This window comes from Pseudofrancisella aestuarii, from assembly GCF_003574475.2.
Classification (GTDB): Bacteria; Pseudomonadota; Gammaproteobacteria; order Francisellales; family Francisellaceae; genus Francisella; species Francisella aestuarii.
Map to the genome: position 1 here is coordinate 473699 of NZ_QLIS02000002.1, position 22020 is coordinate 495718.

Below are 22020 nucleotides of genomic sequence, written 5' to 3' on the forward strand. Positions count from 1 at the left end.
AACTCCTATTGTGATAAAAAATTTGAAAGTTTCACAAAATCTTCTACACTAAGATTCTCTGCTCTTAATTTAGTATCTACAGGTACTTTAGATAAGTCTATATTTTTTTCTTTAAAAATTGGTTTTAAATTATTTAATAGAGTTTTTCTTCTTTGAGAAAAGCTTTGTTTAACTATAAATGAGAAAAGTTCATAATTACTAAGCTCTAAAGGAGTACTTATAGGGGTGAGTTTAAGTATGCTAGAGTCAACTTTAGGTTTTGGATAAAAAACCTCAGGTGGAATATGCATTACAGAGCTACATCTGAAGTGATATTGTAATATAACAGATAGCCTTCCATAACTTTTATTATTTGGTTGAGCAGTAATCCTATCAACTACTTCTTTTTGTAGCATGAAATGAGCATCTATAATCTTGTTTGTGAAGCTTATTATTTTAAATAGAATCGGTGTTGAGATATTGTAAGGAAGGTTACCTATTAGTTTTATTTTATGATCTGGAAATTTTAGAATATCAAAGTTTAATATATCCTCATTGAAAATGTTTATATTCCCATAAGGTAGGCAGTTTTCAATCAGAGTAGGTATTATTTCAGAGTCAAACTCAATAACATTTATATTTTTTGTTTTAGTAAGTAGATGTCTTGTTAGAGCGCCTAATCCAGGGCCTATTTCAAAAACTATATCATCTTTTGATATGTTAGTTATTTTAATGATTTTGGTAATAATATTCTCATCTTGAAGGAAATTTTGCCCTAAAGATTTTTTCGCTTTTGTTTTGTATTGCATTAATAAAGCTCTTGAGTTTTTAAATCTTTGTCCAATATTTTGATATAAGCACTATCTTTCATTGATGTTATCCATGTCTTATAAATCTGTTCAGCTTTTTCTGCATAAATAGCTTCTAGTGCTTTTTGTTCCTCAATTTCTTTTTGAGCATTATATTCTCTAGTATCTGTATATTTGATTATCATCCAACTTTTATTTCCTGTATCAAATGGCTCAGAAAGTTCATCTTTCTTGAGATCCTTTAATTGATTAAAGGCTGCGGGTGTTAATATTGGAGGATTATCTAAAACTGAAGCCCAGCCAAATTCACCATCTGAGTGATCATAGTCAGTGGTATATTTCTCAGCAATCTTTTTGAAATCATCACCACTTTCTATAGCAAGTTTTGCTCTTTTAAGATCGTTTTCAGCACTTGAAGCAGTCAAAGTTGCTGTAAGGTTAATAACAATGCCTTCTACATTATATTGTGTTATCTCATTGTTGACTAAAGGTTTTTCTTCTTTTATTGCTTCAACATAAATCATTTGAATAGCATTGTCTGCAATAAATGGTTTTGAAACTTGTCCTTTTTTTAAATATTTTACTCTTGATCTGTATATTGGAGGTATCTCTGAATAAGTCATCCATTGGGTTATTGAGCCACCCTCATCAGCATTTGCAGCTTCAGAAAATTGTTTTGCCATATCTGAGAAACTAATATTTTTATTATTTATTGCAATAGCTAGTTTTTGCAATAAAATAAATTTTTTATTTTTCTCATCTTTAGATTTTGGTATATCTATAATTAAGTTTCTTAATAGGTACAGCCTCTTAGGAGTCATCTGTTTTTGAAAAAGCTCTTTATGTTTTTGAATATATTTCTCTACTTCTTTAGGAGATACTGAAATTTGTTGAGCAATAGCTTGTTGTTGAAGTCTATTGATCATTAATTGATCTCTAAGTTTGTCTTTGTATTCAGAGAATGTTATACCTGATGATTCAATACTAGTTTTCAAATAATCGAGAGATATTCTATTTCGTACTAATATATCATTTATTGCCGCATCAATTTCTTTATCAGATATCCTAATATTATTTCTCTGAGCTATCTGTAATAATATGCTTTGAGCTATAAGATTTTGGAGAGCTTCTTTCTTAATCTGAAGTTGATTTTGTGGGTCATATGTTTGAGATGGAGGAAGAGTCGCGAGAACTTTTTGTACTTCTTGATCAAGCTCTAAAGAGGTTATTACTTTGTCATTAACTATAGCAACCGTTTTATTAATAGCTAGTTCTTGATTGCTAGGAACTTGAGGAGCTGCCTTTGCTGGCATAGTTGGCATTTGAGGCATATTTGAATTAAAAGAGTTTTGGAATAGGTTGCTAGATATATCTGCAAAAGAATAAATAGGTATCAAAAATAAAAGTAGTAAAGCTAATCTTTTTTTTAAAAGCATAACTAAACTCCCCACTGTCCAGCGGTATAGCCATTGATCTGATTTAATCTTTGTGCAAGTCCATTAGCTCCATAAACACCACCAAGTCCTTTTAATTCAAGTTCTAAAACATATGTGTTAGTTAATTTTCCTACAGCATTAGGGTCATTTGGATTATTACTTGTATAAGCAGATCTTTGTATTAGTCCTCGTAGCGCCCATGAGTTGGCATCATATTGTAAACCAACAAAGGTATTTGTTATCGATTTTTGTATAAAGTTATAGTTTATAAGAGCAGCTATGGCCCAACTATCAGATAGTTTTAATATGGTTGAGGCAGTTATTGTCTGTTGAGCCTTAGGGGCGTTGCCATTTATTATTTCTTGCTGAGTCATTCCTGCCCAGTTATAAGCTATATTGTTGTATGAAATGTTAAAAATATTATTATTTTCACTTTTGTATTGTAATTGATAGACTTGATATTCCACATTTCCTGTTTCAACTCTATAATTTATGTCAGCTGAGGCATATATATTTTGTAGCACCTGATATGAAAAACTTCCCATTATAGGAGAAAATCTTGAATTATAGAAAGGGAGTAATCTATTTGGTGAAGGGGTTTCATTACCTTGATCTAGACCTACCATTCTATCATCAAAAAATATTTGTTGTCCTATTTTTGCAGATAATAGCATCGATCCATCTTCTTGGTTAACTATATAATGTTCTAAGGCATATGTTAATTGGTTTGCATTGTTGATTCTATCACCACCAACAAATCTATTTACTTGGAACATCTGCATGTATTGTTCATTTGTAAAGTTTGTATCAAATAAAGGAAGATCTGTTTGATCTTGGTAAGGTATGTAGGTATAAAACAGTCTAGGAAGTAAGGTTGCAGTATAAGCACCTTTGCTCGAGGTGAATTCTTTGTCAAAATATGCTCCAGCATCAATGTTAAATATTGGAATAACACTCGTTACATTATTCTGATTGAAATTGACTATATCATTAGCATGTTGTTGAAGCTGGTAATACCTTATAGGCACCTCTAGAGAAGGCTTAAAATAGCCCCAAGTTTCTGATAAATCTAGAGCTACCTTAGGAGAATCATAACTTCTAAATGCGTTTACCATAGATGCTTCAGGTGTTCCAGAACCGTAAATGCCACCAGATCTTTTATAAAAGTATGTATTTTGAGTTTGAATAGATAATTGTAAATAATCTGGTAAATACTTGGAAATATCAGCATCAAAATGAATATCAGGAAGTTTCCCATAAGGGACGTTAGCTAGAAACATGCTTTGATCAACAACACCATAATCTAGGAACTGTCCACTAACATTGAAAATCTCATCTGTATATGAAAGATTAATCTCTCTATCTAAAAGTGTTTTTGTAACTAAGTTAATGTTTCCAGCAGAAAAGTCATTATAAAATTGGCTATCACTTACATAGTCATAGTTATAGCTCATTTTTATTTTTTGATAATTACCACTTCCATTAAAAGTAAATGCTCCTCGAGTTTTTTGATCTTCAAAATCATAAGGAACAAGAGAGCCTTCAAACTGAGTTTTAAAGTATTCATTCATGTATCTAAAAGTAGCATTTTCCATTGGTCCTCTTTGCGACCAGTATATTTGTTCGAAGAGTAGATCATAGTTTGGAGCTAAATTGAAATAATAAGGTACGGAAACACCCCATCCAGAGTTTTCATTATTTACAAATCCAGGAGTTAAAAATCCACTTCTTCTTTTATCATCAGTAGGGTAGGCAAAGTAGGGCACATACATAACAGGTATATCTTTTATTTTAAACCATCCATCTTTTATGTAAGCCATATTTTCTTGAGTATCAAGATCAATAGATTTTCCACTTAATTTCCATGCATCATCATATGGGCTGCCAGAGGTTATATATCCATCAGTCATATTGATAGTGTTTTCATCTAATCTTCTAAAGGTCTCTGCATATCCTCTCATATGTCCAGTAAAATTATTTTTACTATAGATATCGGTTTTTGGTTCTTTTTTGAAGAATCTAAAATAAGTTTGACCAGCAATAGCTGTTTTATCTTCAAGATTGGCAGACATATCTTCTGTTCGAATAACGACACCCGATGATGGTTGTTTTGCAATAACATCACCAGCAATAACTAAGGATTCTATACCGGATTTATCTTTGTTAAAGTTTATAATAGCATTTTGTCCGTAGATCTCCTGATCGCATTGAAAGACTTCTACATTACCTGAAGCGATAAGCGTACCATCGGTGTCAAATTCTGCTTTATTATAACTTAGGCTTGTTTTCCCACTTTTACATAGAGGTGCTGTAAATGTGGTATCGTTATAATATTGCCCCCCAGTTCTTAAGGCTGTATTTTGCATCCAAGTCAAGTCTTGTGCTAATGTTTTTTCTCTTTGTTCATCTGTAATATCTTTTGAAAACACATTAACTCGTTCTTCTTCTCTTTCACAACTCCACTCGCCATCAACAATTTTACATTGCCAATCTTCTTTTGCTGGATTTTCATCCATAATACGAGTTGCTTGACCAGATTCACTGAATAATATAGTGCCTAAAAAAGCAAATAGTATTCTTTTAAAATTCCCCTTCATGAACCTCGGCATTTCCCTTTTTACTGATTCTATTTAAAATAAAGCCATGATATTATATCTTCATTTATTGTAGAATTCCACAGCTACATTACGTTGATCTTATAAAGAGGATGGTTAATTAATATTACTATGAATATAGAGACATATTTATCTGAAGTTTTAAAGGAATCTTTTGAAAAGCTTGGTTATAATTCAGCATTAGCAAAAGTTGTTGTATCAACAAGAGACGGTGTTGGGCATTTTCAATGTAATGCTGCTATGCCTTTAGCTAAGTTTGCAAAAAAAGCACCGAATATTATAGCTCAAGAAATAATTGATAATGTTGAAGATAAAAATATTTTTTTAGAAATAGTTGTAGCTAATCCAGGATTTATAAATATGACTTTAGCTCCAGAGTTTTTAGCTAAATTATCTACCAGTTTTAATAAGTCTAATAAGTTTGGTTATTCTAAAGAGGAGCAGCCTAAAAAAATAATATTAGATTTTGGGGGGCCTAACGTAGCTAAGCCAATGCATGTTGGGCATATTAGATCTACTTTAATAGGAGACTGCCTACAGAGATTATATAAATTTTGTGGAGATGAGGTTGTTTCTGATGTTCACCTTGGAGATTGGGGTACCCAAATGGGTATGCTTATCGAGGAGATAAAATTGAAGTCACCAGATTTAATATATTTCAATGAAAGTTATGATGGTGAATATCCTAAAGACTCTCCAGTTATTGTTTCTGAATTAGCAGAAATTTATCCTAAAGCTTCAAAAAGATGTAAGTCTGATAAAGATGAAATGGAAAAAGCTCGACAAGCTACATATGAGTTGCAACAAGGCAGAAAAGGTTATAGAGCTTTATGGCAACATTTTGTTGATGTATCAGTTGAAGCTGTAAAAAATGATTTCGCTGGGCTAGGAGTGACTTTTGATTTGTGGTTAGGAGAGAGTGATTCTAATAAATATGTTTCAGAAGTGGTATCTTTCTTAAAAAACAAAGGCCTTATATATGAAGATGACGGGGCATGGATAGTTGATACTGGGCAAGAAGATATTCCTCCTTTGATAGTAATTAAAAGTGATGGCGCAATAATGTATGGAACCACTGATTTGGCAACATTATGGCAAAGACAGAAAGATTTTAATCCAGATAAAATAGTGTATGTTGTTGATAAAAGACAATCGTTACATTTTAAACAAGTTTTCGCTGTTGCAAAAAGAGCAGGGATTGTTAGCGAAGATTGTGAATTAAAGCATGTGGCTTTTGGCACAGTTAATGGAAAGGATGGTAAGCCCTTCAAAACAAGAGAGGGTGGAGTAATGCACCTTAAGGATCTTATTGAGCAGGCAAAATCTAGAGCTAGAGAAAGAATGCAGGATGAAAATTATGATGAAGCTTTAGTTAATCAAATAGCTATGGCAACAATAAAATTTGGAGATCTTGTAAATACATATACATCTGATTATGTTTTTGATTTAGATAAATTTTCTAAATATGAGGGGAAAACAGGCCCTTACTTACTATATACCGCAGTAAGGGTTAAATCTATCATTAGAAAGTTGTTTGGAGATAGTTTTGACGTGAATGCATTGGTTAATAATTTTGATATTTTATCAGCAACTAATGAGCATGAAGAGAAACTGCAGTTACAACTTATCCAGTTTCCTTTAGCTGTAGCTAGAACATATGAGAAGTCAGAGCCACATCATTTATGTGAATATGCATACAGTTTGGCAAATACTTTTAGTAAATTTTATGTAAATTGCCCAATTCTAGCTGAAGAAGATGAGGAAATTAAGAGCTCAAGAATAGCTATGTCAGTAGCAACGTTGAAGGCGATGACATTAACATTGAATATGCTTGGTATATCAATACCAGAGAAGATGTGATTAATTAATTTCTTTTAAAATTCGATGGTAATTTCTATACCTTAATGGGGAAATATCTCCCTCTTTGACTCTTTTTACTATTTCACAGCCAAGAGAGTTCTCCTCATGGGGACAGTTTCTAAATTTACACATACCTTTAAGTTTTTTGAATTCTAAGAAACCATCAAAAAGATCATCTTTAGTAATGTTCCATAATCCAAACTCTCTAATTCCTGGAGAGTCTATAATATTTGTATTCTCATTAATTTCATAAAGCGTAGAGCAAGTAGTTGTATGCTTTCCTTTTTTATTTGAGTTTGAAACTTCATTAGTTTCAGCTATATTTTTTCCAATTACTGCATTTAGAGTTTCAGATTTGCCAACACCTGACTGACCTAAGAAAATAGAAGTTTTATTTTCTAAAGCATCTTTTACAAAAGTAGATATGTTTGTTTTAAGTAGGGCAGAAATATAGTAAATAGGATATCCAATATTTTTATATACATCTGTAAGGTTATCCATTTTTAATTTATCTTCAGGTCCCTGTTCATCTATTTTGTTAACAACTATGATTGGATCGATATCTGCTTTGTGTAGGGCTGCGAGATATCTATCAATATAGTGTTCTATAGGAGCAGGATTGTGAGTTATTAAAATAATAGCTTGATCTACATTTGCTGCGATATTTTTATTTTTTCTTTGGTACTGATTTGGTCGAGAGATAAGGTTTTTCCTTGGCAGTAATTTACTTATTACTGGAGTGGTATTTTCTATAAAGTCTATTTCTACATTATCGCCAACAGTTAAGTCTCCTTTAAATTGACTCCTCATTGAGCAGTCAACCATCTCATTATTGTTGAGCTTTACAGAGATTCTTCCACCAAAATTGGTGATTATTTTGCCTTGTTTTTTAAGCATTTATTATTTGCTAAAAGATGTTTACAAAAAAGTATATCACTTTGAATGATATATTATATAAATAAAACTTATAGTTAAAAGTATGGTTGAAGTTTGAATTGATTAAAAAGCTTTGTTACTATGAATTTTGATTACAGTTACTTTAATAATAAACTAAAGGGGTATTTATTAATGAAAAAAATAAAATTACTATCATTGTTAGCAATATTTGGCATTTCTTCAACAGCTGTTTATGCGGCGGATATTCAATCTGGTGATCCGTTATCTCCAGTTGGATACTGGGTTCAGTATGATGAAGATAATGATGCTGGAAAAGGTATGCCAGAGGGAATTATTCAAGCATATTTCGCTAAGAATGGTACTTTAGAAATGAAAATTGTTGTTCCATTAATGCAAGTTAATAATAAAACTGGTCAGCCAGGAGCGCCGATGATTCATTGTGATGTTTGTGGTAAAGGTTCTATTAATGGCTTTAGCTATGACTATACAAGTCCAAGTGATAATTTAGTTCAAGGTCTTGCTTTTGCTGGTAATATGCAGAAACAGCCTGGTACAGATGGCGCTGGCAAAGGGTTTGAGTATGATAAAGGTGGGGTTTTAAATCCGAATGATGGTAAAACATATAACTCAAAAGCTCAACCTGTAGATGGTGGAGAAACTTTATTTGCTAGAGCGTATAAAGGAAGTGGTTGGTACTCTGTCGGTAAAGATGCTCACTGGAAGAGAATTGATGAAGCTACATATGAAAAAGTTAAAAAAGAGTGTGGCTTGACAGATGATGGTGTATATCCATACCAAGCAAAAGATGGAAGCATCAAAAATAACGACTTATATAAAAAGTGTACGAACTATCCTTTTGATGTTAAAAAGCCTGTATAGTTTCATTTTTTATTTTCTCTCTATTATTTTTATATATACTAATTTTAAAGCTGGTTAAAAATTAAAATGATGTTCAAAACAATAATTTGTTCAGTTTTACTATTATCTTTTTCTTTCTCCTTTGGGTTAGATAATGTAGATGATAAGTTTTTAGCTGATGGCTACTGGATGCAAAAAGACAAAAAAACTGGTAAAAATCTTTCTATTATTCATATATATAAAAATGCTGATGGAAAAGAAAATGCTCAAATGTTTGTTCCTTTATCTGTTATAGAAAAGGGCAAAGTAATGCCTCCTATGATTTACTGTGAAAATTGTGGTAAAGGTAGTGCTTATGGTAATGAGTATGATTACTCAAGCGGTACGGAAATGTATCAAGGTCTAGAATTTGCTTGGAATGCTAAAGAAGCTGAAGAGTGCGCACCAGGCCCTCAAGGACCCGTGTATGATCAGGGAGCTGTATTAAATCCTTATGATGGTCAATACTATCACTTAAAAGCACAAACAATAGAGAATGGTAATAAGCTTTATGTTAGAGCATATCTGGGTTGGCTTGGTAGAACTGAATATTGGGAAAGATTATCTGAAGAAGAAGCAGTTAAAATCAAGAAAATGTGTGGTCTAACTAAGAAAAATGTTTATCCATATCAAAATAAAAATAAAGAAATAGTTGATCAAAAATTGTTTGACGAATGCTCAGGTAGAGATTTTGTTAAGAATCCTTGCTAAAATCCTTCTATAAATCTATAAAAATAAATAACTCATTGATGAATAATTATCGTCAAATTAAAGTACTTTCTGAAACTTTAGCAAATCAAATAGCTGCTGGTGAAGTAATCGAAAGACCATCTTCTGTGGTAAAAGAGCTTGTTGAAAATGCTATAGACTCGGGAGCTACAGAAATTCTTATAGAGATAGAGGATGGTGGCAAATCTTTTATTAAAATTAGAGATAATGGCTCTGGTATAGCTAAAGAAGATCTTCCATTGACTCTTATGGCTCATGCGACTAGTAAGATATATGATCTAGATGAGCTTGAGTCTGTAGCCAGTATGGGTTTCAGGGGTGAGGCACTAGCAAGTATCTCATCTGTTGCTAAGGTTAAAATAATCTCAAAGTTTATAGATGGTGAACATGCTTGGCAGATAGATAATGAAAACCTAGAGGTATTTCCAGCTGCTCATGTAAATGGTACTACAATAGAAGTTGCAGAGCTTTTCTATAATACTCCGGCACGTAGAAAGTTTCTAAAAAAAGATAATACTGAATATCTGCATACTCTTGAGCTAATAAAGAAATATATCTTATGCTATTTCAATATTGGATTTAAACTAATTCATAATAAGAAAGAGATTAATAACTTTGCTATTGCGGATCAGATGCAGACAAAGTATGACAGAGTTCTAGAGTTATATAATAAAGACTTTATTGAAAATGCTATTTTTATAAATGAAACTGTAGCTGGCGTGACTTTATGGGGGTGGATAGCATCTCCAAGGTACAATAGAGCAAGACCTGATATGCAAAGCTTCTATATAAATGGACGCATTATAAAAGATAAGCTGGTTTCTCATGCAGTAAAAAGTGCTTATAAAGACGTGATGTACGGTAATAGGTATCCAGCTTTTCTATTATATTTTAATATCGATTATTCAGATGTTGATGTGAATGTGCATCCAGCGAAAAGTGAAGTTAGATTCAGAAATCAAAAATTTGTTTATGATTTTCTATTTGGAAAGATTAATAAAATACTTTCTCAAAATACTTTCTCAGAAGAAGGGCAGGAAGATATTGTTATTGAGAAAAAAGTTTCAAATGATAATAATCCTCTAAATATTGGAAATCTAACTTTAGATATTCCAGAACATTCTAAGGTAAAAGAACAGTCGTTTTCTAATCTTCTCGAAAGACGAGATTATCAAGAAACTTCAACAAAAGTTGATTTTCAAAAAAGTAAAACTCCTTTAGGTCGTGCAATTTGTCAGATACATGGTATTTATATACTTTCTCAAGTTGAAGATGGTGTGGTTTTAGTTGATATGCACGCTGCACATGAGAGAGTGCTGTATGAAGAGATGAAAAAGTCATGGCATGAAAAAGATGATAAGTTTAAGCAAAACCTATTAGTGCCAATGGCATTAGTTTTATCAAGCTACCAAGTTGCTGCAATAGATGAAAATATCAATGTATTTGAAGATCTTGGTTTTGATATTTCAATTGTGTCAGATGATGCGATTTTAATTAGATCTGTGCCAATGTTTGTTAAAAATAAAGATATTCAGGATCTTATATCTAATACAGCAACGGAGCTGATGACATCTGGAAAAACTAAAAGCACAGAATTTTATCTAAACCATATACTAGCAACAGTATCTTGTCATGCAGCTGTTAGGGCAAATGATAAGCTTAATATAGAAGAAATGAATCATCTACTTAGACAAATGGAAACTGTAGAGAACTCTGGTCAGTGTAATCATGGCAGACCAACTTGGGTGAAGCTTAACTTCGCTCAATTGGATAGTTTCTTTTTGAGGGGTAGGTAAATGATAGGCTTTTATCTTATTAATTTAATATAGAGTGGGTTTATGGATAGTGTAAGTGTAATACAGAAGAGATTGTTGTTAGCAAAGGAGTTTTATTTGAATGGAGTTGAGAGCGCTCATAAAAAAGATCCTCTTAATAGAATGATTGCAGTTCATAATTTTCATATTTCAATTGAAATAGCAGTTAAATCAATACTTCTAAGATATGGGATACGAGGAGATAAAACTTTAAATATTGATTTTGAATCCATGCTTAATGCAGTTGATGGATTTGATGATTTTAAAAAGCGTAATTTAAAGCTACCTTATCGCCAAGAAATACGAAATCTTAATAGTATGAGAAATTTGGTTCAGCACCATGTTAAAGAGCCAAGTGAAAATGATATGTATGATTGGCGTTTGTCTTCATATTCTTTTTTAAAAAAGGTATTTGAAAGTTATTTTGAGATAGATTTTGATGAAATTAGTCGTATATCATTTATTAATAATGAAGGACTTAAACAATATCTTATGCAGTCAAAAAAGAAAATAGATAATGAAGATTATTACTCAGCATCTTGTTTGGCTGCAGGAGCCTTTGAATATGCTTATTCATCTATCTTAAGTTTTGTGCCAAAATCAAGTTCTGCATTTTTATTACAGCGCAGTTAAGCACTAAAGACATTAAAGATGCTTTTAAAAAAACTCTTGAAAGAGTAGATCAGTCGGAGCACTTTTCTGCTTTATTAGCCTCAGGTGTTAGTTTAATTGATTATAAAAAATATAAAGATTCAGCGCCATTTGTTAATTTTCTAGAAGATGGTAGTCAGCATTATGATACATACAGTGGAAAAGATTTTGACAAAGAATCAGTTAGTTGGCTGCAAAACTTTGTTATAAATACTTTTATAAAGTGGCAACAATTAGGTTTAGATCCTAAAATTCCAGATGATATGGTTGTGTCAGCGATTGAGTCTCTAGAACAAAAATTCAAAGATTAATTATTTAATCCATCCAAATACTTCTCAGCATCAAGAGCAGCCATACAGCCAGTACCAGCAGAAGTTACAGCTTGTTTGTAAACATGGTCAGCGACATCACCAGCTGCAAATACGCCTTTGATATTAGTTTGAGTAGCATCACCTTCAAGACCCGATTTTACTTTTAGGTAACCATTTTTCATTTCTAGCTGGTCATTAAAGATAGCTGTATTTGGAGTGTGTCCAATAGCTATAAATACACCATCTACATTAATAGTCTGTTCGCTATTTGTTTTAACGTTTTTCACTCTTATTGAGTTAACGCCCATATCTGTACCAAGTATTTCTTCTAAAGTAGTATCCCATATTATGTTTATATTTCCTGTTTCAGCTTTAGATAGAAGTTTATCAATAAGGATTTTTTCAGATCTTAAAGAATCTCTACGGTGTATTAGAGTAACTGTTTTTGCAATATTTGATAAGAATAAAGCTTCTTCAACAGCTGTGTTTCCGCCACCAATTACAGCTACATCTTTTCCTTTGTAGAAAAAACCATCACAAGTAGCACAAGCTGATACACCTTTACCCATGAATTTTTCTTCAGATGGTAAACCTAGATATTTTGCAGAAGCTCCTGTAGAGATAATAAGGGCATCACAAGTGTATTCTTCTACTTCACCAACTAGTTTAAATGGTCTTTCTTGTAGGTTAACAGAGTTTATAGAGTCATAAACTATTTGAGTATTAAATCTTTCAGCTTGTTTTTGAAGTTTTTCCATAAGCTCTGGCCCCATGATTCCATCAGCTTCACCAGGCCAGTTATCAACATCTGTCGTAGTAGTCAGCTGACCACCAGGTTGCATACCAGTTATGATTACTGGATTAAGATTTGCACGAGCTGCATAGATCGCAGCAGTATAGCCAGCAGGGCCTGATCCTAGAATTATTAATTTATGATGATTTGCCATTTTATTAGCCTCTTGTTAATAGAATATTTATAAAAGTCATATAAAGTTGATTATAGCATAAAGCTATTAGTGTTTTACATAATCAAGGCTATAGAATATAATTAGTCAAAGCATAATAAATTGAATAAATTAGACGAAAAAAATGATCACTATTACATTCCCCGATGGTGCTAAAAAAGAGTTTGAGGAGGGAGTTAATTCCCTACAAGTGGCTAAATCAATATCTCCAGGATTAGCAAAAGTTACAGTTGGTGCTTATATAAATGATAAGCTTGTAGATGCTAAAGATACGATAAATTCAGATGCATCATTGAGATTAGTGACTTTGAAAGATCCTGAAGGTCTAGAAATTCTAAGACACTCTTGTGCACACTTATTAGCGCATGCTGTTAAAGATTTACATCCAAATGCTAAAGTAGCAATTGGACCAGTTATTGAAAATGGCTTCTACTATGATTTTTCTTTAGAGAATCCTTTAAGTGAATCTGACCTAGCTACTATAGAAAATAAAATGAAAGCTATAGCAAAGGCTAATCATTCAGTAAGCTATAAAGTTGTTTCAAAAGAAGAAGCTATAGAATTTTTTAAAGCTAGAAATGAAGCTTACAAAGTTGAGCTTGTTAACAGTATTCCAGATAATGAAACTGTAAAAATATATGAACAGGATACTTTTGCGGATTTATGTAGAGGTCCTCATATTCCAAATACCTCTGTGCTTAAAGCTTTCAAATTAATGAGAGTAGCAGGAGCGTATTGGAGAGGTAACTCTGATAATGAGATGCTAACTAGAGTATATGGTACTTGCTGGGCGAGTAAAGAAGATCTTGATGATTATCTAAAATTATTAGAAGAAGCTGAAAAAAGAGATCATAGAAAAATTGGTAAAGTATTAGATTTATTCCACTTCCAAGAAGAGTCTCCAGGAATTCCATTCTGGCATAACAATGGTGTCACAATTTGGCGTGAAGTAGAAGACTATATGAGAAGCTCAAACCGTAAGTTTGGTTGCGAGGAAATTCGTACGCCACTTATCGCAGATTTTACTTTATGGGAAAAATCAGGACATGCTTCTAAGTATGCTGAGAACATGTTTGCAACACATTCAGAAAATAAAGACTTTGCAATAAGACCAATGAATTGCCCAACTTGTGTGCAGGTTTATAATACAAAGTTACACAGTTATAGAGATTTACCAATCAGAATGGCTGAATTTGGGATAGTTCATAGAAATGAACCTTCAGGATCTTTACATGGATTACTAAGAGTTAGAAGCTTTACTCAAGATGATGGTCATATTTTTTGTACTGAAGATCAAGTTGAGTCAGAAGTTGGCCTAATGGTAGAGCAGTGCTTTGAAGTGTATAAAGATTTTGGTTTTAATAACTTTGAAGTGAAGATAGCTTTAAGACCAGATCAGAGAATTGGTTCTGATGATGTATGGGACAAGGCTGAAAATACCTTACAAAATGCTCTAAAAAATAAAGGAATAGAGTTTAGCTTACTTCCTGGAGAGGGTGCGTTCTATGGCCCTAAAATAGAGTTTCATTTGAAAGATGCGATTGGTAGAAGTTGGCAGTGTGGTACTATTCAGGTTGACTTCTCTATGCCGCAAAGGCTTGGTGCAACTTATATAGATGAAAATAGTAATAAGAAAGTTCCTGTAATGTTGCATAGAGCTATCGTTGGATCTTTAGAAAGGTTTATAGGTATGCTTATTGAACACTATGCTGGAAATTTACCTTTATGGTTGTGTCCTACGCAGGTGGTTGTTATGGGAATTAGCAATCAGCAAGATGAATATTGTCAAGAGATTCAAGACGCTATTAAGAAAAGTGGTGTAAGAGCTAAATTGGACTTGAGAAATGAGAAGATAGGGTTTAAAATACGTGAGCATACTCTTGCGCGTGTGCCTTACTTTATTATCGTTGGTAAAAATGAGCAAGAGCAAAGGGTTATAACTGCTAGGAAACATGACGGGTCCGACCTAGGTCAATTTAGACTTGAGGATTTTTGTAACATTATGAAAAAGCAGATAAGCGATAAGATTTAATTATTTCGGAGGAAATAGGTTATTAAAACAGCAGATAAGAAAGCACCGATAAATGATCAGATAAAAGCAAAAGAGGTGCGCTTAGTAGGTGTTGATGGACAACAAATAGGTATTGTTTCCATTAATGAAGCATTAGCTTTAGCTGAACAGGCTGAAGTTGATTTGGTTGAAATGGTAGCTGGATCAAATCCACCAGTTTGCCGTTTGATGGACTATGGTAAATTCTTATTTGAACAAGGTAAGAAAAAAAACCATGCTAAGAAAAACCAAAAGCAGACACAAGTTAAAGAAATAAAACTAAGACCTGTGACTGATGTCGGGGATTACCAGGTAAAACTACGCAACCTGCTAAAATTCCTAGAAAAAGGCGATAAAGTAAAAGTTACGCTAAGATTCAGAGGTAGAGAAATGTCACATAAAGAGCTGGGTATGGAAATGCTTCAGCGTATGGCAGGCGATGCAGCTGAGTTAGGCGTAGTGGAACACCAACCGAAAATGGAAGGTCGCCAAATGATGATGGTTCTTGGACCAAAGAAAAAATAAGTAGTAAAAATGTTTAAAATAATTTAAATGCGGAGTATTTAATATGCCTAAGTTAAAAACAAAAAGTGGTGCGGCTAAACGCTTTAAGAAAACTGGTACAGGTGGTTTCAAACACCGTTGTGCAAACCGTGCTCATATCAATACAAAAATGACAACTAAAAGAAAACGTCATTTAAGAGGTATGAATCAAGTAGCTAAGGTTGATACTGCAAGCTTAGTTCAACAAATGCCATATGCGTAAGTAAGGTTTGTAAAATTATCAATTTTTAAAGTGGAGAAAGTTTATGTCAAGAGTTAAAAGAGGTGTAACAGCACGCGCTCGCCATAAGAAAGTTTTAAAACAAGCTAGAGGCTACTACGGAGCTCGTTCAAGAGTATATAGAGTAGCTAAACAAGCAGTTATAAAAGCAGGTCAATATGCTTATAGAGACCGTAAAAACAAAAAGAGAACATTCAGAGCTCTTTGGATTGTTCGTATCAATGCAGCAGCTAGACAACATGATATCAGCTATAGCCAATTAATTAATGGCCTAAATAAAGCTGGTGTAGAGCTAGACAGAAAAGCTTTAGCTGAATTAGCTGTATATAATAAAGATGCATTTGCAGCAGTAGTTGCTCAAGCAAAAGCAGCTTTAGCTTAATTTCATATTCTAAAATTTTTCTAATTTCTAAAAAATATTTCTTTAAATTGTGTATAAAAAATTACTTTCACAATCTTTCATAAGAAGAATTTCTATTATTATATTTTTGCTTTCAGGCTTAATTCTATTTTTTATTTTAAATGGATCTAAGTATTTTTCATTAGAAAATTTAGGTAGTACTTATAAGCATATAGATGTTTATGTAAGGTCTAATTATATCTTTAGCTCTATTGGGTTTACTGTTATTTATATTACAACAGTATTCTTTTCTATACCTGTTAAACCACTTTTAAAGATGATAGCAGGTCTTTTGTTTGGATTATGGCTAGGATTTATAATTTGTCTAATTTCAGCAACTATCGGTGCTATGCTGGCTTTCTTATTTATAAAATATAGTTGGGGAGAAGTCTCTAGTAAATCCAAGTATAAAGTTGTTTCTAAGTTTAAATCTTTAGTTGAGAGTAATCCAATTGCAATACTCTTTGTATCAAGGTTATTACCAATACCATTTTTTGTACCAAATATTTTGGCGGGTATTTTAAAAATAAAAAATTCCATTTTCTTTTTTACTACTTTAATAGGCATAGTGCCTGTAACTTTTATTTATGTTTGGTTCGGAACACATGTTAAAAAAGCTATAATAGAAGGTAGTGTAGATAATTTTATTGATACTAAGTTTATATTAGCTATAAGTATTCTAGGGATAATGGCATTGGTTCCTATTTTATTTAGGAAGAAGTTATAATTTTTTTAAATAGAATAGGGCCGTAATAGTCGTTTATATTTTCAAAAGGTTTTTTACCTTTATATATATAATCTTTATAAGAGAATTTATTGATTGCCGTATAGTTTAATTTTTCAGCAATTTTCTTTGTTCCTGGACTTGTTGCATCTGTTAAGATAACTGAAAAGTTCTTTTCTATTGCTATTTGCTCACTTATTTTGAATAAATTAGAAGCAATTCCTTTATTCTGGAATTCAGAAGATACTCCTAAAGCATAAATAGAAAAATTAACTCCTGGCTTTTCTTCAAAGCTTATTCCATTATAAAGACCTGATAGTGCTGAGTTTATGATTTCAAACGCAGGATCTTTACTTGCATATGAACTTCTGTCTACTTGAATTTCTGAATAAGGATCTATATTTATGCAGAAGCCTATTACTTTATTTGTATTCTCACATATTGCTATTAGTGATAAGCCTGTTGTGGCTGCATGTTTTGCTCTAACTGTAGTCGCAAGAATATAATTTTCATAAGAAACTTTACTATTCTTTATAAGATATTCTTCTTGAATAAATAAGTTTGCAAATAATTCAGCTACTTCTTGGACTCTTGAGTAATCTAAGCGAGAATAAATAATTTTTGACTCTTTATGCACTTCTTTCATATATTTTATACAGTTAAAATATTGCCATCTTTTTTAGCAACTATAACAATATCAGCAGGTTTTATTGCAAATATACCATTTGTAACCACGCCTGTTATTTGATTTAGCTTAGTTTCTAACTCTATAGGATTATTTATTTTTAAATTATATACATCAAGTATGATATTGCCATTATCTGTTATTGTTTGTTCTCTATAAACCGGTTGACCACCAAGCTTAACTATTTCCCTAGCTACGTAACTTCTTGCCATAGGGATAACTTCTACAGGTAGTGGAAATTCACCTAACATGTCAACCTGCTTTGACTCATCAATTATGCAAACAAATTTTTTGCTAGCAGCTACACAGATTTTTTCTCTAGTTAAAGCAGCGCCACCACCTTTTATAAGCTCTTTATGCTTGTTGCATTCATCAGCACCATCAATATATAAGTCAATTTCGCCAGCATAGTTTAGATCAACCACATCAAAACCTAGAGCTTTTAATCTTTTCGTAGAACCTTCTGAGCTTGATACAACTGTTGATATTTTATCTTTATGATTTGCTAACTCTTCTATAAAAAAATTGACAGTACTTCCTGTACCAACCCCTAAAGTTATATTTTGAGTTAAGTATTTAGTTGCTTCTTTAGCTGCTAATTTTTTAAGCTCATCTTGGTTATTTTTTTTTGAAAAAAACATTATTAAAACCTTCTTTGGTTAAACCTTTTTTTAAAGTATGATCCTTTAGCTATATATATAACTAGTAGTATTATTGTTACTGCTATTTGTGCTAATAAATTTAAATTGTTAAAAATATACCCTAATAATATATATATACAAATGGCAGGAATTATGATTCTTAGAGAAATATTAAAGAAAGCAGAAACTTTTAAGTTTGATTCTTTCAACATTTCATAACTAAGCTTTTGAGCATCATAGAGCCAGCCAACCACAAATATATCAAATAAGAATATATAGAAAATCACTATATGAAGAATAAATAGATCAGAAAAGTCTAGAAAGAATATTCCACTATTAACTAAAGCAATTGCCATAACAAAAGGTATTATAAGCGAAGCTAATCGAATAGTAGAATTTTTACTTATTTTTACTAGATAATTTATTCCAATAAGCAATGTTATTAAATTTAAAGTTATATAGATGACTTCGAGTAGAAGGTATTGACCAGGGTTGCTATCTTTTATTATAGAGAAAACATTTATTGCTTGAGCATCTGTTGAGAAATTAATAGTTGTTACATCTTTACCTATTAAAGCATATGTAACCATGCATAATACAAAAGAGAAAATAATAGTGTAAATTACACTTTTGATAGATGTCTTCTTAATATTAGGATAAGCATCATCACTTTTTACTTCAATAATTGTTTTATACAGAATTATAGATATAAAATTAGAAAGAATGGCATAAACTGCTGCCATAGCTAGCATATTTTTAAAGTTGTAGCTTATGTTTGGAGTCATGCTAAAAAAGCTTTCTATACCGATGTGAACATTAGGGATTTTTATTGTTAACAAAACTAAAATAACTAATAAATAAAGAGAGGTGTGGGATAAAACCTCTAATATCTTATCAATATTAAACTTTCCTTTAGCTGCAGAAATAGCAATTAAAGTAATAATCAAGAATATAAGGGTTAGAATAGAGTAAATTATTAAATTATTGTCATATACTAAAGGAGATTGACCAAGCCTATTTATAGCAGGAACATTATCAAAAAAATCTAATACATAAGTAGAAACTTCAAAAAGTATAACTGAAAGTAGTATTAGTAAAATTCCTGTAATAAGAAGGCTAAGCGGAGTAAGTTTTGAAGTGTTTGATAGTTTTTTTGTTAATTCACTATGTGTAGTAATGTTTGGATATTTTTTCTCTAAAAATGTAGCAGTTAGGCTAACAGGTAATGACAATATAAGAGTTAGTATTGTATAAGTAAGAAAAAAACTCCAGCCATTATATGTATAAACGCTAGAAAAAAATCCAAAAGAAAAGCATATGCTACTGGATATTATACCAATAATTAGAGAAATAGACGTTTGTTTAATATTCATAATATAGCCTTTTTATTTTCCTGTAGAAACACAATAGTTTCCTCTAAATGTAATATTTTTAATAAGGTTTGTTTTATCATCAACAATTACCCAAGTAGTACAGTTCAATGAGTACATATCGGCAAAGTTTGGTTGTTTCTGAGCTTGAATAAATATAGCTGTTTCTGTAGGTCCGCCATATCTACCAGCTTCTGGATTTATCATCATTTTTGTATAAACATAAGCCTTGTCTTCATCATTGATAGTCAAGATGTTATTAGGGTAACCAAATTTTATCATATAAGAAGTAATAGTTTTACCTATCCAAGATTCTTGTTGGTCAATATATTTCTGTCTTGATGCACAAGAGCTAAGTAACAAGGTTATAAATAAAGTCGAAAGAATTATTTTTGTAAAATTTTTCATATACGCTCCTTATCTAATAAATCCTGTTTTTTTCATATAAATAGTTAAAAGAGATATAGCTGCTGGCGTAACTCCAGGTATTCTAGATGCTTCTCCAAGAGTTGTTGGCTTTTGCTCTATGAGTTTTTGTAAAACTTCATTTGATAAGCCTTTAACTTGCTTATAGTCAAATCCTTCAGGAATTAATTTTTGCTCTAATAAAGAAAATTTAACAATATCTTTATTTTGTCTTTCAATATAACCAGAATATTTAGCAGATATTTCGATTTGTTCTATTACATCTTGATCTTCTAAATCAAGATGTAATTCAGCAATTTCTTTTAATTTTAGATAGTCTATTTCAGGTCTTTTTAACAAATCAAATAGAGTGCTTTCCCTAGTCATTTCTTTGTCTAAGAATTTTTCTAAATCTTTAGCTTTTTGGGTTTGAGGAGCTATCCATGTATTCTGCATAGATATTATATTCCCTTCAATAGCAGCTTTTTTATTTATAAAATATTCTTCATCTTCTTTAGATAATAGTCCTAGTTCAACAGCGATAGGGCTTAATCTTAAATCTGCATTATCTTCTCTTAAAACAAGGCGATATTCTGCTCGAGAAGTAAACATTCTATATGGCTCTTTAGTTCCCTTAGTTATAAGATCATCTATTAAAACACCAATGTAAGCATCAGAGCGAGATGGATACCATGTTTTATCTGAATTGATTCCAAGGCCGGCGTTTATTCCAGCTATTAACCCTTGAGCCGCAGCTTCTTCATATCCTGTTGTTCCATTTATTTGACCTGCAAAATATAAATTCTTAAGATGTTTCGTTTCTAGGGTTGGTTTTAAATCTCTAGGATCAAAAAAATCGTATTCGATAGCATAGCCAGGTCTCATAATGAAAGCTTTTTCAAAACCTTGGATGGATCTAATATAATCAACTTGCACCTCAAAAGGTAAGCTAGTAGATAAGCCATTAGGATAAAGTTCAATACTTTCTAAGCCTTCAGGCTCAACAAATATTTGGTGTCTTTCTTTTTCAGCGAATCTAACAATTTTATCTTCAATAGAGGGACAATATCTTGGTCCTATCCCTTCTATTAAGCCACTATACATAGCAGACTTATTTAAATTTTTAGTAATTATGTCATGAGTAGTAGTGTTTGTATAAGTAATGTGACAAGGGATTTGAATAGGGTGCTCAATTTTGCCCTTTGAAAAAAATGAAAAATATGGGGTTGGATTATCTCCATGTTGGACACCCATAACACTAAAATCTACACTTCTCATATCTATTCTAGGAGGCGTGCCAGTTTTAAGTCTGTCAACCCTAAATGGTAGAGATCTTAATCTTTTAGCTAGGGCATTTGAGGGTTTATCACCAGCTCTGCCACCAGCATGAGATACTTGACCAATATGAATTTTTCCGCCAAGGAATGTTCCTACTGTTAAGATAACTTTTTTAGCTTTGAAAGTTACTCCAGTTTTTGTAATAACTCCTGTTACAGTATTATTTTCAACTATCAAGTCATCTACGGAGTCTTGGAAAAGATCTAAATCTTTATGCGCAGTTAAAAGTTTGTTAATGGCTTTTTTATATAAAACACGATCTGCTTGGGCTCTAGTAGCTCTTACAGCTGGACCTTTTCTTGAGTTAAGAATTCTAAATTGGATACCAGCCATATCTATAGCTTTAGCCATGATGCCACCTAAAGCATCAATTTCTTTTACAAGATGACCTTTACCAATACCACCAATAGCAGGGTTACATGACATCTGCCCAATAGTATCTAAGTTGTGAGTTAACAATAATGTTTTAGTTTTTAACCTTGCTGCGGCAGCCGCTGCTTCAACTCCAGCATGTCCACCACCAACGACTATAACATCATAAACTGTATCGTATACCATAAATTAAAATGTAAATATTTTTTTAATAAAAAATGCTTGATATCATTTTACTATATTATTAGCTTTTATAATAACTAAAATACTGCTCAAGCTTATATTATT

The 22020-nt window shown here is 31.9% G+C and carries 20 protein-coding genes; 10 read left to right on the top strand and 10 right to left on the bottom strand.

The genetic code is table 11. From position 1 onward, the window contains the following. Positions 1-5 precede the first annotated feature (5 nt). Genes rsmA through DNK87_RS06350 form a run of 3 tightly spaced genes read right to left on the bottom strand, consistent with a single transcriptional unit; the run spans position 6 to position 4821 of the window. Entirely contained in the window at positions 6-788 is a 783-nt protein-coding gene (rsmA, locus tag DNK87_RS06340; protein WP_119330033.1) for a 16S rRNA (adenine(1518)-N(6)/adenine(1519)-N(6))-dimethyltransferase RsmA, read from the bottom strand. Then, a complete protein-coding gene (locus DNK87_RS06345; protein WP_119330034.1) occupies positions 788-2224 on the bottom strand; it encodes a peptidylprolyl isomerase in 1437 nt (478 codons plus the stop codon). Before DNK87_RS06345 ends, rsmA begins: the two co-directional genes overlap by 1 nt. Positions 2225-2226: 2 nt before the next feature. Continuing rightward, on the bottom strand, positions 2227-4821 hold the full coding sequence (locus DNK87_RS06350; RefSeq protein ID WP_211360952.1) for an LPS-assembly protein LptD: 2595 nt from the start codon (positions 4819-4821) through the stop codon (positions 2227-2229). Positions 4822-4950: 129 nt separating this feature from the next. On the opposite strand from DNK87_RS06350, the gene argS reads away from it, so the two are divergent. Next, positions 4951-6699 (top strand): arginine--tRNA ligase, encoded by a 1749-nt coding sequence (gene argS, locus DNK87_RS06355; RefSeq protein WP_119330035.1) that lies wholly within the window; start codon positions 4951-4953, stop codon positions 6697-6699. Here argS and rsgA read toward each other — a convergent pair whose 3' ends face one another. After that, positions 6700-7596 carry a ribosome small subunit-dependent GTPase A gene (gene rsgA, locus DNK87_RS06360; RefSeq protein WP_119330036.1) on the bottom strand — a complete coding sequence of 299 codons (897 nt, stop codon included), beginning with the start codon at positions 7594-7596 and terminating at the stop codon, positions 6700-6702. 171 nt (positions 7597-7767) lie between these two features. Here rsgA and DNK87_RS06365 point away from each other — a divergent pair, with 171 nt between their 5' ends. The 4 genes from DNK87_RS06365 to DNK87_RS06380 all read left to right on the top strand — a co-directional run bounded on the left by DNK87_RS06365 (position 7768) and on the right by DNK87_RS06380 (position 11669). Next, a complete protein-coding gene (locus DNK87_RS06365) occupies positions 7768-8475 on the top strand; it encodes a DUF2147 domain-containing protein (protein ID WP_119330037.1) in 708 nt (235 codons plus the stop codon). Positions 8476-8544: 69 nt separating this feature from the next. Next, positions 8545-9204, top strand: coding sequence for a DUF2147 domain-containing protein (locus tag DNK87_RS06370; protein WP_119330162.1), 660 nt, complete (start codon positions 8545-8547; stop codon positions 9202-9204). A 38-nt stretch (positions 9205-9242) separates the two neighbouring features. Beyond that, positions 9243-11018, top strand: coding sequence for a DNA mismatch repair endonuclease MutL (gene mutL / locus DNK87_RS06375; RefSeq protein ID WP_119330038.1), 1776 nt, complete (start codon positions 9243-9245; stop codon positions 11016-11018). Between the two features lie 42 nt (positions 11019-11060). Then, on the top strand, positions 11061-11669 hold the full coding sequence (locus DNK87_RS06380; RefSeq protein WP_119330039.1) for a hypothetical protein: 609 nt from the start codon (positions 11061-11063) through the stop codon (positions 11667-11669). A gap of 325 nt (positions 11670-11994) precedes the next feature. Here DNK87_RS06380 and trxB read toward each other — a convergent pair whose 3' ends face one another. After that, positions 11995-12945, bottom strand: a complete 951-nt coding sequence (gene trxB, locus DNK87_RS06385) for a thioredoxin-disulfide reductase (protein ID WP_119330040.1) — start codon at positions 12943-12945, stop codon at positions 11995-11997. Between the two features lie 142 nt (positions 12946-13087). On the opposite strand from trxB, the gene thrS reads away from it, so the two are divergent. The 5 genes from thrS (at position 13088) to DNK87_RS06410 (ending at position 16924) form a co-directional block, all read left to right on the top strand. Next, positions 13088-14995 (top strand): threonine--tRNA ligase, encoded by a 1908-nt coding sequence (gene thrS / locus DNK87_RS06390; RefSeq protein ID WP_119330041.1) that lies wholly within the window; start codon positions 13088-13090, stop codon positions 14993-14995. Positions 14996-15016: 21 nt separating this feature from the next. Beyond that, a complete protein-coding gene (gene infC, locus DNK87_RS06395) occupies positions 15017-15538 on the top strand; it encodes a translation initiation factor IF-3 (RefSeq protein ID WP_071664577.1) in 522 nt (173 codons plus the stop codon). A gap of 43 nt (positions 15539-15581) precedes the next feature. Next, positions 15582-15779 carry a 50S ribosomal protein L35 gene (gene rpmI, locus DNK87_RS06400; RefSeq protein WP_071664576.1) on the top strand — a complete coding sequence of 66 codons (198 nt, stop codon included), beginning with the start codon at positions 15582-15584 and terminating at the stop codon, positions 15777-15779. A gap of 43 nt (positions 15780-15822) precedes the next feature. After that, positions 15823-16179 carry a 50S ribosomal protein L20 gene (rplT, locus tag DNK87_RS06405; RefSeq protein ID WP_071664575.1) on the top strand — a complete coding sequence of 119 codons (357 nt, stop codon included), beginning with the start codon at positions 15823-15825 and terminating at the stop codon, positions 16177-16179. Positions 16180-16273: 94 nt separating this feature from the next. Next, the gene (locus DNK87_RS06410) at positions 16274-16924 is read left to right on the top strand and encodes a TVP38/TMEM64 family protein (RefSeq protein WP_119330163.1); all 651 of its coding nucleotides are present in this window, start codon (positions 16274-16276) and stop codon (positions 16922-16924) included. Here DNK87_RS06410 and DNK87_RS06415 read toward each other — a convergent pair. The 5 genes from DNK87_RS06415 to mnmG are packed head-to-tail and all read right to left on the bottom strand — an operon-like array spanning position 16908 to position 21918. After that, positions 16908-17567, bottom strand: coding sequence for a GNAT family N-acetyltransferase (locus tag DNK87_RS06415; protein ID WP_119330042.1), 660 nt, complete (start codon positions 17565-17567; stop codon positions 16908-16910). The genes DNK87_RS06410 and DNK87_RS06415 overlap by 17 nt on opposite strands. A 5-nt stretch (positions 17568-17572) precedes the next feature. Continuing rightward, a complete protein-coding gene (gene rpiA / locus DNK87_RS06420) occupies positions 17573-18247 on the bottom strand; it encodes a ribose-5-phosphate isomerase RpiA (protein ID WP_119330043.1) in 675 nt (224 codons plus the stop codon). 2 nt (positions 18248-18249) lie between these two features. After that, positions 18250-19620: a hypothetical protein gene (locus DNK87_RS06425; RefSeq protein WP_119330044.1), complete on the bottom strand. Its 1371-nt coding sequence runs from the start codon at positions 19618-19620 to the stop codon at positions 18250-18252. A 12-nt stretch (positions 19621-19632) separates the two neighbouring features. Next, on the bottom strand, positions 19633-20025 hold the full coding sequence (locus tag DNK87_RS06430; RefSeq protein ID WP_119330045.1) for a hypothetical protein: 393 nt from the start codon (positions 20023-20025) through the stop codon (positions 19633-19635). Positions 20026-20034: 9 nt separating this feature from the next. Further along, entirely contained in the window at positions 20035-21918 is a 1884-nt protein-coding gene (gene mnmG, locus DNK87_RS06435; RefSeq protein ID WP_119330046.1) for a tRNA uridine-5-carboxymethylaminomethyl(34) synthesis enzyme MnmG, read from the bottom strand. Positions 21919-22020 lie beyond the last annotated feature (102 nt).